At 50.8% G+C, this 15667-nt stretch carries 16 protein-coding genes; 8 read left to right on the top strand and 8 right to left on the bottom strand.

Annotated elements, in window-relative coordinates; genetic code table 11:
- Positions 1–62 precede the first annotated feature (62 nt).
- Complete coding sequence (locus KTH_RS12650; RefSeq protein ID WP_497619034.1) at positions 63–269, bottom strand: hypothetical protein; 207 nt, start codon at positions 267–269, stop codon at positions 63–65.
- A gap of 510 nt (positions 270–779) precedes the next feature.
- Between KTH_RS12650 and KTH_RS12645 the strand changes: the two genes are divergently transcribed.
- Positions 780–1256: a histidine phosphatase family protein gene (locus KTH_RS12645; RefSeq protein ID WP_497619032.1), complete on the top strand. Its 477-nt coding sequence runs from the start codon at positions 780–782 to the stop codon at positions 1254–1256.
- Here KTH_RS12645 and KTH_RS12640 read toward each other — a convergent pair.
- Together KTH_RS12640 and KTH_RS12635 are read right to left on the bottom strand one after the other, a co-directional pair.
- Positions 1219–1788: a hypothetical protein gene (locus KTH_RS12640; RefSeq protein ID WP_497619030.1), complete on the bottom strand. Its 570-nt coding sequence runs from the start codon at positions 1786–1788 to the stop codon at positions 1219–1221. The two genes, KTH_RS12645 and KTH_RS12640, sit on opposite strands and share 38 nt — an antisense overlap.
- A gap of 250 nt (positions 1789–2038) precedes the next feature.
- Complete coding sequence (locus tag KTH_RS12635) at positions 2039–2536, bottom strand: NUDIX hydrolase (protein ID WP_497619028.1); 498 nt, start codon at positions 2534–2536, stop codon at positions 2039–2041.
- A 550-nt stretch (positions 2537–3086) separates the two neighbouring features.
- Between KTH_RS12635 and KTH_RS12630 the strand changes: the two genes are divergently transcribed.
- A complete protein-coding gene (locus KTH_RS12630; protein WP_497619026.1) occupies positions 3087–3575 on the top strand; it encodes an anthrone oxygenase family protein in 489 nt (162 codons plus the stop codon).
- Positions 3576–3703: 128 nt separating this feature from the next.
- Here KTH_RS12630 and KTH_RS12625 read toward each other — a convergent pair whose 3' ends face one another.
- Positions 3704–5221: an MDR family MFS transporter gene (locus KTH_RS12625; RefSeq protein ID WP_497619024.1), complete on the bottom strand. Its 1518-nt coding sequence runs from the start codon at positions 5219–5221 to the stop codon at positions 3704–3706.
- A gap of 500 nt (positions 5222–5721) precedes the next feature.
- Here KTH_RS12625 and KTH_RS12620 point away from each other — a divergent pair, with 500 nt between their 5' ends.
- On the top strand, positions 5722–6315 hold the full coding sequence (locus KTH_RS12620; protein ID WP_497619022.1) for an NUDIX hydrolase: 594 nt from the start codon (positions 5722–5724) through the stop codon (positions 6313–6315).
- Positions 6316–6455: 140 nt separating this feature from the next.
- On the opposite strand, the gene KTH_RS12615 is transcribed toward KTH_RS12620, so the two are convergent.
- Both KTH_RS12615 and KTH_RS12610 read right to left on the bottom strand, forming a co-directional pair.
- Entirely contained in the window at positions 6456–6872 is a 417-nt protein-coding gene (locus KTH_RS12615) for a MerR family transcriptional regulator (RefSeq protein ID WP_497619020.1), read from the bottom strand.
- A 74-nt stretch (positions 6873–6946) separates the two neighbouring features.
- A complete protein-coding gene (locus tag KTH_RS12610) occupies positions 6947–8035 on the bottom strand; it encodes a metallophosphoesterase (protein WP_497619018.1) in 1089 nt (362 codons plus the stop codon).
- Between the two features lie 415 nt (positions 8036–8450).
- On the opposite strand from KTH_RS12610, the gene KTH_RS12605 reads away from it, so the two are divergent.
- Together KTH_RS12605 and KTH_RS12600 are read left to right on the top strand one after the other, a co-directional pair.
- The gene (locus KTH_RS12605; RefSeq protein ID WP_497619016.1) at positions 8451–9260 is read left to right on the top strand and encodes a hypothetical protein; all 810 of its coding nucleotides are present in this window, start codon (positions 8451–8453) and stop codon (positions 9258–9260) included.
- A 15-nt stretch (positions 9261–9275) separates the two neighbouring features.
- The gene (locus KTH_RS12600; protein WP_497619014.1) at positions 9276–9446 is read left to right on the top strand and encodes a hypothetical protein; all 171 of its coding nucleotides are present in this window, start codon (positions 9276–9278) and stop codon (positions 9444–9446) included.
- 724 nt (positions 9447–10170) lie between these two features.
- Here the strand turns inward: KTH_RS12600 and KTH_RS12595 are convergent.
- Positions 10171–10503, bottom strand: a complete 333-nt coding sequence (locus tag KTH_RS12595) for a hypothetical protein (RefSeq protein WP_497619012.1) — start codon at positions 10501–10503, stop codon at positions 10171–10173.
- 511 nt (positions 10504–11014) lie between these two features.
- On the opposite strand from KTH_RS12595, the gene KTH_RS12590 reads away from it, so the two are divergent.
- From KTH_RS12590 to KTH_RS12580, 3 genes are all read left to right on the top strand, one after another.
- Positions 11015–11527 (top strand): helix-turn-helix domain-containing protein, encoded by a 513-nt coding sequence (locus KTH_RS12590; protein WP_170142934.1) that lies wholly within the window; start codon positions 11015–11017, stop codon positions 11525–11527.
- A gap of 511 nt (positions 11528–12038) precedes the next feature.
- Positions 12039–13691: an ArnT family glycosyltransferase gene (locus KTH_RS12585; RefSeq protein ID WP_497619010.1), complete on the top strand. Its 1653-nt coding sequence runs from the start codon at positions 12039–12041 to the stop codon at positions 13689–13691.
- A gap of 30 nt (positions 13692–13721) precedes the next feature.
- Positions 13722–15212, top strand: a complete 1491-nt coding sequence (locus KTH_RS12580; RefSeq protein WP_497619008.1) for a tetratricopeptide repeat protein — start codon at positions 13722–13724, stop codon at positions 15210–15212.
- 48 nt (positions 15213–15260) lie between these two features.
- Here the strand turns inward: KTH_RS12580 and KTH_RS12575 are convergent, their stop codons facing one another.
- Positions 15261–15665: a hypothetical protein gene (locus tag KTH_RS12575; RefSeq protein WP_497619007.1), complete on the bottom strand. Its 405-nt coding sequence runs from the start codon at positions 15663–15665 to the stop codon at positions 15261–15263.
- Positions 15666–15667 lie beyond the last annotated feature (2 nt).

Raw genomic sequence — 15667 nt, 5'->3', positions numbered from 1 at the left:
ATATATCAACCAGCACAACGCGCTTGCCCCTCGCTTTACTCTCTTCCATATAGCGATGTGCCTCAACAACGCGCGAACGTGGAACACCTGAGCAAGATTGACTGGATAGCGACCCGGCAGCCACGCAAGGAGACCGTCCCGATCAACTTCAGTACCGCATTGACGCCGCCATCGGTGCGCTTCTCGACCTCATTGGCGATATGCCCCGTATCGGTCACAACCTGATCTGCTTTGTTCTTATACAACTCCTCGTCTTCATGGGATTGCACATGGTCGAAAGGACATGCACCCCCCGATCTTTTGTCAGCGCTTCTGCATTAAAGAGGGCCTCTATCAGGAACGTTTCTCCTCCCCCTCGTCCCATGCATTACAGACGTTTCCCTTCTTCAAATAAATATTAAGGAACACACAGCTCCCTATTATGAATGCTCTCGAAGGGATTCTATCTTCCCGATTCTCGGCAACCTGGCAGCCAGTCCTAACAAGTGCGATAGCTCTTGTATTGAGCAGCGGTACAATACCCTTCAGTACTTTTTCCATGCTTCTTTGTAATTTTTAAGCGCTCAGACATCGTATACTACGAGGATGGAATTTAGGTAGTCTCGCTATTTTCTTCACCGGAAACAAGCAAGCACCCATGATCAACCAAATTCCACCAGTCGCTTCTTCTTGCATTATCGCGGGCTTGGACCCTTCAGCGAGAAGATGCACCTTTCATAGAGTATACTATAACAGCATAAAATTTCATAAAAAGAAGCAAAAAGCAAAGGAATACTTACATGCAATTATGGATCATTCGGCATGGTCATTGTGGGGACACCTCTCCAGACAGTGACCTTACCCCGCAAGGAAGGCAACAGGCCCACAGGACAGCGCAACGGCTCACACACGCAGACATTACCACGCTCTTGAGCAGTCCGCTTGTACGCGCACTGGAAACCGCAAGCATTATCGCGGAAACGCTTGATACTACCGTTGAAGTTTGGCCAGATCTACGCGAAGGGTTCAGCGGGCAGCATCAGGCATACAGCCGGGAGATCCTTCTTCAGCGATTCCCCCGAGCGAATTTGCCCACGGATTTCGCTGATCAGTCCACCGACCGAGAGAGGAGCCCACCCTGTGGACTGATCAAAATAGAAAGTGATATCAGATCAATGATACGCCATCACCTCTTGCAGGAGTTGCTGAGGTGGGTAGCAAGGCGTAGTAGTTCTGGCTTTACATGCGCTGCGAGGGCGGTTGAGCATCGAAGATGAAGCGCTTCGTTTGCCCGGCAGGCGCGTATTCACCGGTCTCAGGCACAAAGACGATATGATGACGTCGACAGTAGTACAGCGATTCCCAGACATAACGGGCACGAGCCCAGTGCGGTTGCCACTTTTGCAGGTATTGTCTCTTCTTCTTTTCTAGCATAACAATTGCCAGGATCACTCCCCCTAAAAGGAGTAGCATGAAAAGCATCACTGCACCATTCCCCGACGAGCATGCACAGGGTCCCCCAAATACCAGTAAGGGGATGCCTGCTCCCCAACTGAGGAAGAGAAAAAGATTATACATGGTCACATCAAGCGGAGGGAACGAGAGCATCTGTGCCAACGAACTCTGACTGGTGCTGGAAGAAAAGCCTGTCATTGATATATCGCTTTTGGTTCGATTGTCGTGGTAGGCCCTGCCAGCGTAGAAGGTGGAACCGCTGGTATTCACGGTCTCCTGATCTATGATTCCCGAAACTTTCTGGATCATATCATCATGACCATCAACAGGACAGCTACAGGAACTGCGATACATTGCTTCATCCTTTCGTACCAATATTTGCCTATACAAGAGATTCAGGCGCAGCTACTATAACATAGGTGACAGAAAAGAAATAGTGAAATGTTCACAGTTTGTACAATTGCGTCGTTCGTATTCTCCTGAGGCACCTCATGTGGATAATGAAGCCGTCACGGTACTGAACTATTGGGGCGCTCTTACGAGTCAAGTCCGTCGGAGAGCGGCTTTGCTCAACTTCACGCGCACCCCCCACACCAGCGAGCCTTTAGCCGCTGATACAGGGAGCAGGTAGAGGCAGGCACTCCATACTCCCCTTATCGGGAAAGAAGTATTCCTGTGGCTTCGCTTCAACAAGCATACGAGGCAAAAAACAGGGGATATTCTCTACGATGAGCGTGTTGTGCGGATCATAGAGCCATTGCAGCGGTTTCCATGCGAGAAGCCCTTCCACAACCACACGATCCTCATGCCATAGGGTATCGGGAGCGACCCATGCAAGAAAGACATACATCCCTGATCGGGATGCTGAATCGTTGGCACACGGCCAGGTGACGAGACCGGTAAAGCGCACCTTTGCCTGATGCAGATCAATCTCGGCTTCCTCCATTATTTCGCGATAGATATTGCATCTCGGCGTCTCGCCTCTCTCAATCTTGCCTCCAAGACCATTCCAGCGGTTCTGATTTGGCGGCTTATTCCTATACAACATGAGCACCCTATCACCACACAGACAGAAACCAAGCGTATATGGTAGCACTAACACATACCCCTCCCAGAGCTCTTTTTAACTTCTACACACCTCTTAACCGTTAAGTGCAGCTTTCCATAAGAAGAACGCTCAATAGGACTCCATATTGAAATCTGACCCCATATCATCTGAAGCATACAGCAAAGTGTGAGGCCGATGATAGGTTCTAGAGCGATACTGAGCGTACATTTTTGCATTTCGTACCCAGTATAATATACTGAGAAAATAAGAGCAAGTTTCTCAATATCTATTTTGAGAGGAACGATAATACACGAACAGCCAGCCACATAGACACCCTCAAAAGAGCGAGACATTGATGTCTTCTGAAGGAACGCACACCCGATATCATGCCGCTCTACGCCTTGTTTTGATCAATTGACTTCTGTTATACTCATTCTGTGAAGAAAAGGTATATTCTCACATCGTTCGCAAGGGAAAGGATATCCACCTCTGGTAGAAGCCGCCTACACCCTTAACCAGCCTGCTAAGACCCACCACCACCTTTTCTTATCGACTCCATCAGGACATGGAGCCAGAACGGCTATCGAGAGGAGCTATTCAAAACATGATGCTACTGTCAACGCTGCTGATTATTCTCGGAGGAATATGCACCGGCCTGTGTGCGGGCGTCTTCTTTGCCTTCCCGGTTGCCATTGTACCGGCACTGCGAGCAATGGAAGCGACACAGCATATCAAAATGATGATCGCGATCAACAAGAAAATAGAGAACCCGATCTTCCTTTTCTGCTTCTTCAGTCCGGCAATCATCCTGCCGATAGCAGCGTTTCTGCTTCGGGAAGATCCAGCCTTCTGGCTGCTGGTGATTGCGGCGATCCTGCATATCGTCGGATCTATCGGCATCACGGCACTGGGGAACATCCCTATCAATAAGCAAGTGGAGACCATTGACCTGACCACCACACCCGCCGCTGAGATCGAGCAACAGCGCACGCGCTATCAGGGACCGAACTCGCGCTGGATGCAGCTTCACGCGCTACGAACGCTTGCCGCAATCGTCGCGACCGGGCTGGTTGTCGCGGTCGGCCTGATCTAACCAAATCGAAATACAGGAATATTCTACGTTATCTGCATAGGCTCATGCACTGGTTTCTCTCCCAAAAAAAAGAGAAGGGCTGACGACAACAGAGTGCATCTCTGTGTCTGTCAGCCTTCTTTGGAAGCTTAATGAGATGGCACGAAGCCTTTTTGTTCCTGCGCAGCCACCTCTTCACTCTCCGCCGAGGAGCTCTCAAGCTCTTTGCGTCGATAGCCAAAGGTTAGCAGGAAGCTCACCAGAGCCAGCACGGCCATCAGCAGGAAGACCCAGAACAGGCTCTGCGCGAATGTGCTCCGAAGCTGATCGAGCACGTCCGACGAGAACGAAGCGTTCAGCTCAGGAGTCAGCAGAACCGTCACGGGTGAGTTCCCTTTCTGCATCTGCTCCGCCAGCGCCGGGACATGCGCCGCTATCTCTGTAAAGCGCTGCCCGATCTGCCCGTTCAGCACGCTTCCCATCGCCGCGACACCAACCGTTCCACCAAGCAACCGCACAAACTGCGTGGACGCGCTCGCCACACCAACCAGGTGCTTCGGCGCCGAATGCTGCACAATGATCGTATAGACGATATTGGCAAGGCCAAAGCCCACACCGATAACCGCCATCGCTACCAGCAGGTAGATCAGGCTTGTTTGCTTCTGCAAGAACAGGATCATTACAGCCGCAAGCAGCGTAACAAACGTTCCAGCCTGCGCCATTATGCGGAAGCCCAGGCGCTTGAGCACAAATGCCGCGCTCATCGAGAGAATAGACCAGCTCAAAGAATACGGGATGAGTACAACGCCAGCGCCCGTCGCGCTATCACCCTGTACTCCTTGCACAAACAGCGGAATATATGTCGTCAGCCCATAGAGAATCGCGCCGAGCAAGAAGCCGCCTGCCGTTGCCAGTGCAATCGGGCGAATGCGGAAGAGACTGAACGGAAGAATGGGCTCAGCGGCCTTCCGCTCAACAAGCCAGAACGCAACCCCACCAATCAACGCAACCAGGAACAGGCTCAGGCTTGGCAGTGATGTCCACGCCCAGGCACTTCCACCCTGAATTAACGCGAACAACAACACCAGTATAGTTCCCGTCAGCAGGATCGTGCCCGCATAATCCAACTGGTGCTTCTGACGCACAAATTGTTCTTTATAGAAGATGAACAGAAGAATCAGCGCGAAAATGCCCAATGGGATATTCAGGTAAAAGACCCAATGCCACGACGCATAGTCGACAAGCAAGCCTCCAAGCATCGGGCCGGTAACGCTTGAGACTCCCCACAGAGCACCCATCACACCCTGCATCTTCGCTAGCTCCTCCGGAGTAGAGGAGAGATCAGCAACGATGGTCAGCACCAGTGGCATAATTGCCCCGGCTCCAATACCCTGTATCGCACGAAACACAATCAATTGCTCCATTGATTGCGAAAGGGCACAAGCCAGTGAACCAAGTAAGAAAATGCCGGATCCAATAAAGAGTATTATTTTACGACCATACAGGTCAGCAAACTTTCCATATAAAGGAACGGTCGTTGTCGAGGTCAGAAGATAGGCCGAGAATGCCCAGGAATACAGCGTAATCCCGCCAAGTTGAGCAACAATGCTGGGCATAGCCGTCGCGATAACCGTTGATTCGAGCGTTGCCAGTGACATAACCAGCATGAGAGCGAAAAGAACAAGACCTTTTGTGTTCTTTGACATCGGAAGATCCTACCTGTTTCTATTCTGTCGTTTGCTATTCTACAGCGTCATTCAAGCAGCTTGATATATACCAACGTACATATCAACGTATAGAAACATAGAGTCTTGCCCTGATTCCTTGTATAGCTCTCATAACCTCAAAAACATCAATGTGTTCCAGGAATGCAAGGCAGACTCAGAACACGAAAGGCGGGCAACGCAGGCAGCGTATATAACGGCAAAAGTCGATTCGCATTGCTTTTTTCTCATTCCTCTCATCAAAGTGTATCCATAGAATACCCCAAATACAGAGCGCTGTGTCCTGTCCATTCTCTCTAATATTCCCTGCCCAAAAGGACAGCTCTCCCCCTCTCTCATCTCCTTCTTTCCAGGAAATGGGCTGGAACAGAGGAATCAGAGAGCACTTTCCTTGTTTTCAGGAAAGCCAATAAAGCGTATACTGAACAAAAAAGGAGCCGAGCATGACTATCAATCAGCAGCAGGAAATGGAGGAACTTGTGCAGCGCTTCGGCACACCGCTCGTTCACCGTACCGTTCCATTTGGAACCTCCACTTACTGGACACAGCAGGCATGGAACCGCACGCGCGAAGTCTGCATGGTGATACGCCGCCCACATGATCGCCTGCTAACCTTCACAAAAACCTTCTATCCACAAGGAGTATATCGGCTTCTGACCGGGGGCGTTGAGTTCCATGAAACGGTGCTGGAAGCGCTACACCGGGAAGTATATGAGGAAACAGGGCTACAGGCCAGCGTTGAACGTTTCCTTGCTTGCATCTCATATCATGCAGAAGAGGACAAAGATTCGGCCATTCGCTTTACCACTTTTGCCTTTCTGCTAGACGGACGCGAGGGAACTCCACAGGTTATAGATCCGCAGGAGCAGCTTGCCTCCTATCAAGAAGTACCTATTGACGAAATCGGGCATATCGCTCAGCAACTGGAATGCCTGCCTGATACGCACTCCAGCATGCTCAAGGAAAGCTGGAAGCATTGGGGGCGCTTTCGGGCGGTGATTCATCGGGCGGTAGCGGAGAGCCTCCAAATGCTCTAAATCACCCGAGCCAGTTAAGAGCCATCGAGGATACTCAGGCCAAAGACACGAAAAAGCGGCCCTGTACCTCCACAGGGTCGCTTCACCAACACGATACGGAAGAGATAACGAAGGGCGAGAGAGTTGATAACACAGCCCCTCTAGCGGGATAAGGGTACCTGCTGCTGTACCGGATCGGCTTCAGGCTCTCCACCGGCCAACTGCACCCGATGACGCCGAATCTTGCGCCTGATAACAACCAGGCTTTGTTCTAATTCATCGATACTTGCTTGAACGTTTCGCTCATGTTCCTCAAGGAATTCCAGGCGCTCCTGAAGCGCAGCATCACCCTGGCGCCGCAGTTTCGCGAAAGCCTGCATCTGCCGAATAGACATGTTTGTTCTGCGCAAACACTGAAGGAACGCGATCCACGCCAGGTCGTCTTCTGTGAAGCGCCGATGCCCATTCGGCAAACGATGGACAGGATCGAGCAAGCCCAGGCGCTCATAATAGCGCAAAGCATGGATACTCAAGCCAGTTCGTTCCGCAACTTCTTGAATGCTGAGTTCTTTTTGCATGCTTACAGTATACTTGCTAGAGTGCACTCCAGGTCAAGAGGAGTTGCCAACTTCCACCACAAATGTTCCCACTTCTAGAAGGCGCTTTCCGGCGTTTTATGAGAGAACAGCATTTCTGTTGGACTTTTGATGTATACATCCAGTTCGGGATCAAAGTGCCGCTCCTCGGTGGAGGCTGGCACATAAGCGTAAACATGTTGCTTCGGGTTATTCAGGCGCACAAGCAGGCCATCCAGATCCGCTTCATATCTGCCACCATTGACATAAGGAAACACATGGCTGTGCCCGTAAAACCAGCGCTCAACCTGATCCATCATGCCAAGATTTGTCAGCGTGCGCACAATGGCCTCCGGGTTGATGCCCCGACGTGAAGTCAGTTCAAAAGCGACCTCACGCAGTTTCGCGGGGTTCTCAAGGTCAGCTCGATTCAATGGAGCAAGTGGCAAGGTATGGCTGACAACAAAGTAGGAAGCACGGGCAAAGAGAGGCAGTTCGTGTTCAAAACGCGCCCACTTTTCCAGAAATGGTTGTCCCCATCCCTCACGAGCAAGCACCCAATCTCGGATAAGCTGCGACTCCCCTTTCTTGCCGGTCACGACAGGGCGTCCATCGACAAACACCAGTTCGCTATTTCGATACCTCAAACCGACAAATTTTCGGAAATCACCGGTCAGTTCCCCTGCAATGTCATCATGGTTGCCACGCAAGCAGTAAAAGTGATCGGGATAGTGGATCTTGAGGTACATGACCATCAGCGCCGTCCCCAGAGAGCGCACCATTTCCTTATCAAGCAGCTCCTCGCTCCATTCGCCATCATCGTTGATGACCCAGTACGCGCGCTCTTCGGAATGCATGATATCGCCCACACAGACCACATTGATACGCCCCTGCTGTAATAGCTCGAACACCTGCTGTCCAGCCAGGGGCCCCGTTTCAAGCCGGGTTTCGAGGATAGCAAGCAGCAGTTCCCGCCGCGCATGCAGATCCGGGATCACAATCGTTGGCACATCCTGCAAGTCAATCAGACTACCTCTGGCAAGCATCAGCACCTGCTCAAGCGCTTCTGTATAGGTTTCAAGTGCTTCAAGCTGCTCCCGTTTGGCCAGATGACGGAATAATTCGAGCGACAGTACAACATCCTCTTTTCTCCCTGAATGTAGCACGATATAATACCTCAATCTTCTCTTTTTATTGAATTGCCCATAGTTTTTCATACTAGTATAAAGTGTCTTTCAGACACAGTCAATTCTCTCACACCACTTCAATTTCAATAGTATTGGATATGTATGCTTTTTTCATCTTTTCAGGATGCCTGCTTTCTTGCTTCTGTGAGGAAATAGATGAGCTTCTGCCCCATTTTCATCTATACATCTCCTTCTTTCTATTACCAATAGACGTTTTTCTCCTCTTTTTCATGCAGAAGAGAATAGTGTGAACAAGTTCATACCATCGCAACAAAAGAACTGGTATACTTCTGGAAGAAGAGGTTTCCTGTGAGGTAGCATCGTACAAATGTGATCCTATGTGTCGCTATGCAGATGGAATAGCCCGTATGAGAGAACCAGAGGGAGAAATGCTATGTTTCCGGGCAACCAGAGGCCTCTATTGTTGCTCCTTCCCTATCGAAATGTCGAGATCATCTACGATAGATTTGGTCAACCACACGAGGTCACCAAAGGCTGGACCATCCCCTGTGGCTGTAGTTCATTGTTGATTGCCATTCCGCTGATCCTTCTGGTCAAGTGGCTCTGGCCGAGCGTGATTCCCTTTGATCTGTTCGCTTTCTGGACCATACACGGAGACCTGGCGGCGCTTCCCGGCGACATCTGGCCCTTTATCGTGGGCGGCATCCTGGTAACGCAGTACGAGCTGCTCTTCAGGATGACAGAAGAGGACCGCCTGAACTTCTTTTTCCACTGGGCTTATGAAGGGGGATTCTTCCACAAATCATTCATCTTCTACACAATCTATGGCTTTCTGGAAGAGGTCTGTTTCCGCTGGGTGCTCTTCTATAGCTATATCGTCGGGCTCACGGTGGCAAACGTTCTCTTCTTTGGCTTTGCTGGCTTCGGGCTCGTTCAGTGGCTGTTCCTCCATGTTTTTGGCCCGGCAGCGGATTTCGTCACGCTCCACAAGCTGCATGACATCCTCTTCGGCTCGTCCTGGGTAATTGGTGCTGCAATCCTGAGTGCGAACGGGAAATTCCGTCAGGGGCATGCCTATCAGGGTTGGATCGGGTGGCTCTGGGCGTGGTTTGGGGGCATGTTCCTCTTCCTGGTTATGTTTCACTACGGCTTGCCAATCGCAATCGGCGTGCATATCCTGTATAACCTGCTGCTGAACTGGGGGATCTACTTTCTCACCTGGATCGATTATGGCGGCATATAGTGTTACATGCATTTCATGCAAAACTACATCGGACAGGCAAAAGATCCACTCCTTTTGCCAGATCAGTGGGAAAGGATCGCAGAGAAAAAGGCGCTGACCGTTCGCCAGTTCGAGCGAGCGCCAACGTTGCTCTGGACCGGGAAGCGCCGGCCGCCATACATCCTCTTCTGCATAGGGGCGGTGTAAACAGGCCCAGGGAGCCAGATTGAAGCTTGATGTCTCCCAATAGATCTCCATGTTATCTGGCGTCGAGACCTCTATCAACTTGATGAAACACTGGAAGACATGCTGCATAAGCGCAACAGCCTCCTCTTGTTTCGTGCAATCCTTGAAGTTCGCCCGAGATGATTGACCCGATACATGCGACCGCTCGGGCAAGACAGCCGGGGATTGTGTGCCTCAGGAAACAGTACTACCGCTTTCACCTATTCTGAGTTTTGCAACGGGCAGATTTCTTAATATCTTTTTAATACATAAAACAATTCAGTCTGCTATAATAAGCATATGGTCCTTTCTGTATAAAGAAGGGTCAGAAAGAACCCCGTCCTTGCAGGCGGGGATGATCGAGCCTTCTGAGATGGTACCGTCAGAGAGAGACGGGAACCGACGAGGGAGCCTCGTCAAACGCTTCTGAACGCGTGCCGCTATGGGTCGTCTATGCGGCGGCTTACAAGGCATGCCGGATGCAAGAAGCGTCCCCGGGCTTCAGCTCCCGGGGAGTGTCAAAACGCTTCCTGACTGGTGGCCGCTGCTCGTTGTCATGAGACCGGCAAACGAGTTCGCCACATGGATAAAGGAAGAATCCCCCGGAAATCGGGTGGAGTGTCAAACATGTAGCACTACTATTACTCCTTCTGCGAAGCCGCTCAATCGCTCCTTGAGCGGCTTTTTTCTTTCCTGGCAGGCGCTCCTATGGCAGGCTGCGCCTGAATCGCTGCTGCACCCGCTGAATATAAGTCCGCGTCACCTCAGGTAGAATCGTCTCAAGTTCCACCTCTTCCCAGAGTTCCTCTTCCTGACCGAGAGTGTAATGTCCATCCACCCAATCAAGCCAGAAAGAGTAGATCTTCTCAGCCGTGACAATAAACCCCTCAAAAGAGCTGATCTCGCCACTATAGCTACTTTCTGGGAGATCATAGCCAGAATTAGCGTAGACCACAACGTCGTACTCGGTGATACCCAGTGGAGCGAGCAATGAACGGATAATCTCCTGCTCTCGCTCCGTCATAACAAAACCCTTCATAGTGCTTTGTCGCTCCCCGTTGTTCACAAATACAAGCAAGCGAGGGAAATAGCCCGCTTACTATGCTTCCTTTTCAGGTTGCATATTCTGATATTACCACAGGGGCCGCTTTCGGGCATCTATTCTCGTCGCGCCTGCCTTCTCTACCGCGCGTCCTGACTCAAGAGAAGCCTTCCCTCCTCTATACCTCTGTCATTCGCTAAAAGAGCGAGCGGTACAGAGATATATTTCAATACAGTCAGGGAAGAAATAGGGAAAAATGGTGATTCTCCTGTTCAAAGGATTGTACAAAAGCTGTGTAATTGAATACAATATCAGTATACAGAAACTCTGTCTGGATCAAGAAAGCTCAAAACGCAACACAACAGCATCCAGCCCGCTTGTGTTGCACTCGCTGGAGCTTCAAAGATCTTTTCTTCCATTTTGGCGGTTCAGGCGGAAGTGTCGCGTTCCGTTTGGGCCCGATAGAAATAGACTCTCCGTTCAAGGCGGAAGATGTGGAGGTAGCAACGTGGTAGTTTCTCCTGAAGATGGCTTTCAATGTCAGATTCGTGCAGGGAACGAAATTGAAGACTTTAAACGCAAATTCGAGGAGTTATATGAGACGGGCTTTCTTCTGGAAGGCTTCACCTCGGTTCCGATTCTGGCACAACGCTGGTATCGGTATGTGCCTGGAAAACCACTGTACGACCGGGAGGGAAATCGGCTGAGTGAGGAATCCTTCCTGACGCCGACAGAGTTTGCGCTTCTGCTCACGCTCTACTCCTATCTTGAAGAGGAACAGATACAGCCGTCGGTTTCCACGCTTGCCATGCACCTGGGAAAAAGCAACCGACAAGTTCGCCGCTATATTGCTCGCATGAGCCAGAAAGGATTCTTACATGTCACCCCACAGTACGGCCCCGATCAGCAGCAACTCGCCAATTACTACGACCTATCACCCTTTTTCCAGAGACTGTATGCTTTTCTGGAATCATTCGGACACAAGAAACCACGCAAGCAACGCAAGAAGAAGCAAAAGTAGCGTTTATGCTTTTTCATAGATAACCCCGTCAGGCCTGTCGCGCACGCTGACGGCTCGAACCCTCTGTTGCACAGCCTGTTGCAGCGCTGCTGTTCTCATGCCGCTCTCCACGTGCTTCGACAGGCCCGCCTCCTTCTCCGCTCTCATCACTTCTAACGCTATGGCATTTTCAACCTCTACGGATACTCTGTCATATAGATGTCATTATTGCATTACCATTAGAAAATTTTATAGCGCTACAACTTTAACATCTTTGTACCGTATACAATGTCAGGTATGTTCTACATATATATACCATGTACCTTCTATTTCACTTTTTCTACTATGGTTCCATCATATTTCTATTTACACCTTAAAATAATTTACAAAGGAAAAGAAGTATATGCGTGCATTCTTTAGAATTTTTTCTCCGTATACCCTCATTTCCTCCGGACTTATTCTTGTCGCAATGTTGCTTCGTCTTCTGTTGGTTATCTATGGATGGCAAAGTATTGACAGTGATGAGGGAACAATGGGTATTATGGCTCTCCATGTTGCCTATAAGGGGGCCCATCCCCTGCTTTTTTACGGACAAGATTATATGGGAACCCTACAAGCGTATCTGGCAGCAGGCCTTTTTCGACTCTTTGGACCCTCCGTCATCACGTTACGCTTTACCACCATTCTTCTTTATGGCATATTCCTCCTTGCACTTTATGCGCTTCTCTGCTTGCTCTACACAAATACATTTGCATTCTTCTCCTTACTTTTCTTCATCGGAGGAAGTGAGGAACTACTTTTCCGCCAGCTAGACACAGCAGGCGGAGCTCCGGATGTTGCCCTTTTTGCAGTTCTGGTTTTCTTATACACTATCTGGTTGATACGATTAGAGAAGCGGCGCTCTTCGCTGCTTTATGCACTCTGGGGCTTTCTCACGGGGCTTGCCATCTGGGCAGATCCGCTTGTGCTTCCATTTGTTGGCATGGCGACTCTTCTTCTCTTCTTCTTTTGTAGAAAAGAGATCAAGGGAGCAGCATTGTTCTGGTTGTTTGTTGGTCTGCTCATTGGATTAGCACCACAGATCTACGATAAAGTGATGATTCCACCTTCTTCAGAAAGGCTGACCCTGATAGGGCCGGGCTATCGAGAACCGGTCTATAACATCCATCCCTCAACAGCCCATAGACCGCCATCAGGAGCGGCACCCACGACGCTCAATCTACCCATGCCATTGGCTCAGATCGCAGGCAGTGTCCTGGTCAGCTTACCCATAGCAACAGGAGCAAATGCTCTATGTCCTCTCACACCCCGACTTGCCTGGCCGATTCACCTTGATTCATATACGCTTACCTGTACTGGCCTTCACGGACTCTGGGGTGCAGGATATATCTTTCTGCTTGGAATAGCGCTCTATCAGAGCGGTCGAGCCTTCTTCACAGGCTGGCGAAAACAGCCGAATGCATCAAAAGAGCGAAACTTCTTGCTCAGGCAAGCAGGCCGTTTTGCATTTCTGGGAAGTATAGGCGGCACTATTGTCCTCTACACCCTCTTTCCACAGGCAGCACAGACACCCTGGCCTTCTTCACGCTATCTGGTAGGTGCTTTCGTTGGCATGACAGCAGTGCTCTTTCCCCTCTGGAAGCAAATCAGGCGCCCACAAAACATCCAGGCTTTCTGTTTCACTGCCTTGCTGCTTCTTCCTCTCACGGCCCCTGCCATTGGATACGTCAACACACTTCAACAGCTTCCCGCCAAACAACAGCAAGCAGCAAATCAGCATATGTTGATAGAAACACTGCTGAAGATGCAGGTTACCCGCTTTTATACCGACTATTGGACCTGTAACAGCCTCATCTTTCTCAGTACTGAACGTCTTATATGCACCGTGCTTGATAATGGGCTGAATCTCGGGCTCAACCGCTATCCGCCCTATAAAGAGGAGGTCGCCAGAGCACAAACAGTCGGCTATGTCTTCCCGGAGAACTCCATGCAGGACCAGTTGCTTCGCACAAAACTTGAGCAGCAACATGTCCCTTACAGCCGCGTATCCGCTTCTGGTTTCGCGATCTATCGTCTCGAATATGGCACTCGGCTCACCGGCCTTCACAGGCTGCCCGAATACCTGACACAACTCATAACATATGAGTTGCCAGTTTCAGCAGGCCGGGATCGAATTCGAGGGTAAAGAGTTTCTGAAGAGAAAGAAGAAAACGACATGCTGAAAAATGGCTGGATCTCCTTTGACCTGGGAGAAGTTCGCCCCTGTAAGGGCACCTATTCCCTGTATTCCTACATAGATCTGCCACCGCTACCCGAGACACTCTTTCGCGGCGAATTTCAATGGCTCACTCCGATCGATGTTCATACGTTCATCGATCTGCCCATACTCCCGGAGGAGGAGGCAGAGCTTCAAAGGACCGAGGCCGAGTGGATGACACAGCTTCAGCGCCTCGTGGCTTCAGCGAAACAGTTCGGGTTGACACTGCCTCCCGACTTCCTCCGGTTTATGTCCTCACCGACCCTCATCCGACGCATTCCATCCTGTACCGATTGTTATTTTGATCTGCCGGAGCAACTGGTGCGCCTTCCGGGCAGCAAGGGGAGCTTCCTTTTTCGCTTTCTGAACGATCAGCAGAGCATCATCACCTGGTACCTCTTGCTCACTCCACATAAGCCTTGTTCTGTCGTCTGTTCACCCTACAGGCTTGATGCTTTCGCAACGTCGGATCATACGCAGAAAGAGATACGCGAGGTACTGGCCAGTACCTATATTTGCGCCCCCTCTTTTGAGGCTTTCCTGTACCGCTTCTGGTTGGAAAATGTGATCTGGTATAAGCTTCATCTGGGGACACCCACAATGCTGAGTCAGATCGAGCAGCGCTACATCGAGCATTATGCTGCATTGCAGGCTGACCCGACAAAGAAACAGCACCGCGAGGTACTTGCACACGCGCTACAGGCAGCAGGCTGGACACCCGCCAGCGGTGATACGCTGGATTATCATAAGGAAGGGATACAGCTTGTCATCACCATTCCAGCAGAAGAGCAGCCACATCTTTACCTATCCATCAAGCTTCCAAAGCAGCAGCGTCTTCACCTGCGCATTGACTACCGGGAAGAGGGACAGGAATCGCTGTTCAACGAGCTTCTCGCGCTTCAGGCACAGATTACCCCTCGGAATATCGAGACGCGTGTGCAGGAACTCATCTCTACCCATTCCGAAGAGATCGTGCTTGAGACACCCGACGAATGGCGCGTCCTGAATGCCATCGATCAGCTTGAGCGGCAGGAGCAAGCAGAAGAACATTCCTGGTATCAGCAGGGGCTGGCATATAAGGCGCAAGGCAGGTATCGAGAGGCTGCCGCGGCGTTCCAGAAGCAGACACGGGAAACACCCGATATGGCAGAGATCTGGCACAATCTCGGCGCTACATGGCTGCTCCTGGGAGCCCCTCAGCAGGCAAGAGAGGCGCTTTTGATCGCGAGTCAGGCCTATCAAGACCGCCTTGAACGCTATCCCTACAATGCATATAACTGCTTCTGGCTGGCCTGCGTGTTCTCGCTGTTAAAGGAGAAGGGGGACGCACTGGACTATCTGGCCCGCGCCATTGAGGTCGAACCAAGCTATCAGTATCTGGCGCAAACAGAAACCGATTTGCATTGGCTCCGGCAGGACGCGAACTTTCTGCACCTGGTCAATGATTGAGCGAAGAGCGCTGCCGGGAGAGACGAGGTACCCGGCAGCCCGAGTCACTTAACGCTCACAGCGAAATCCCTGTTCTCTGCACTTTTCCAGCCCTGCAATAACCGTCCCCTGAGGAACCGTAATGGTGATCTCAAATTCCTTGCTTGCGCCCAGGACATCAGTATCATGTGAGGCTTGAACGGTCACGATATCACCGCTCTGGACAGCATCGAGCTTGAACGAGCTGAGATCGAGATTCGAGCCAAGATCCAGCCCGCTTGCATGTGCTTCTCCCTCGACCTGGATCACGCCCGCCGGACCGACCCGAACGGTCACCTCAGCATTGCGAGCATGGAGAACAAGCCGGGGATGCGCTCCCACAGCGAATTGATGGGGAGGGAAAGAACGTGTGACATCCCTCATGGCGGAACAGGATGGGAGCACGACAAGCAGAAGTATCATAAAGAGTGTCATTA

The sequence above is a fragment of the Thermosporothrix sp. COM3 genome, from assembly GCF_059696735.1.
This window is presented reverse-complemented; position numbering and strand designations above follow the sequence as displayed.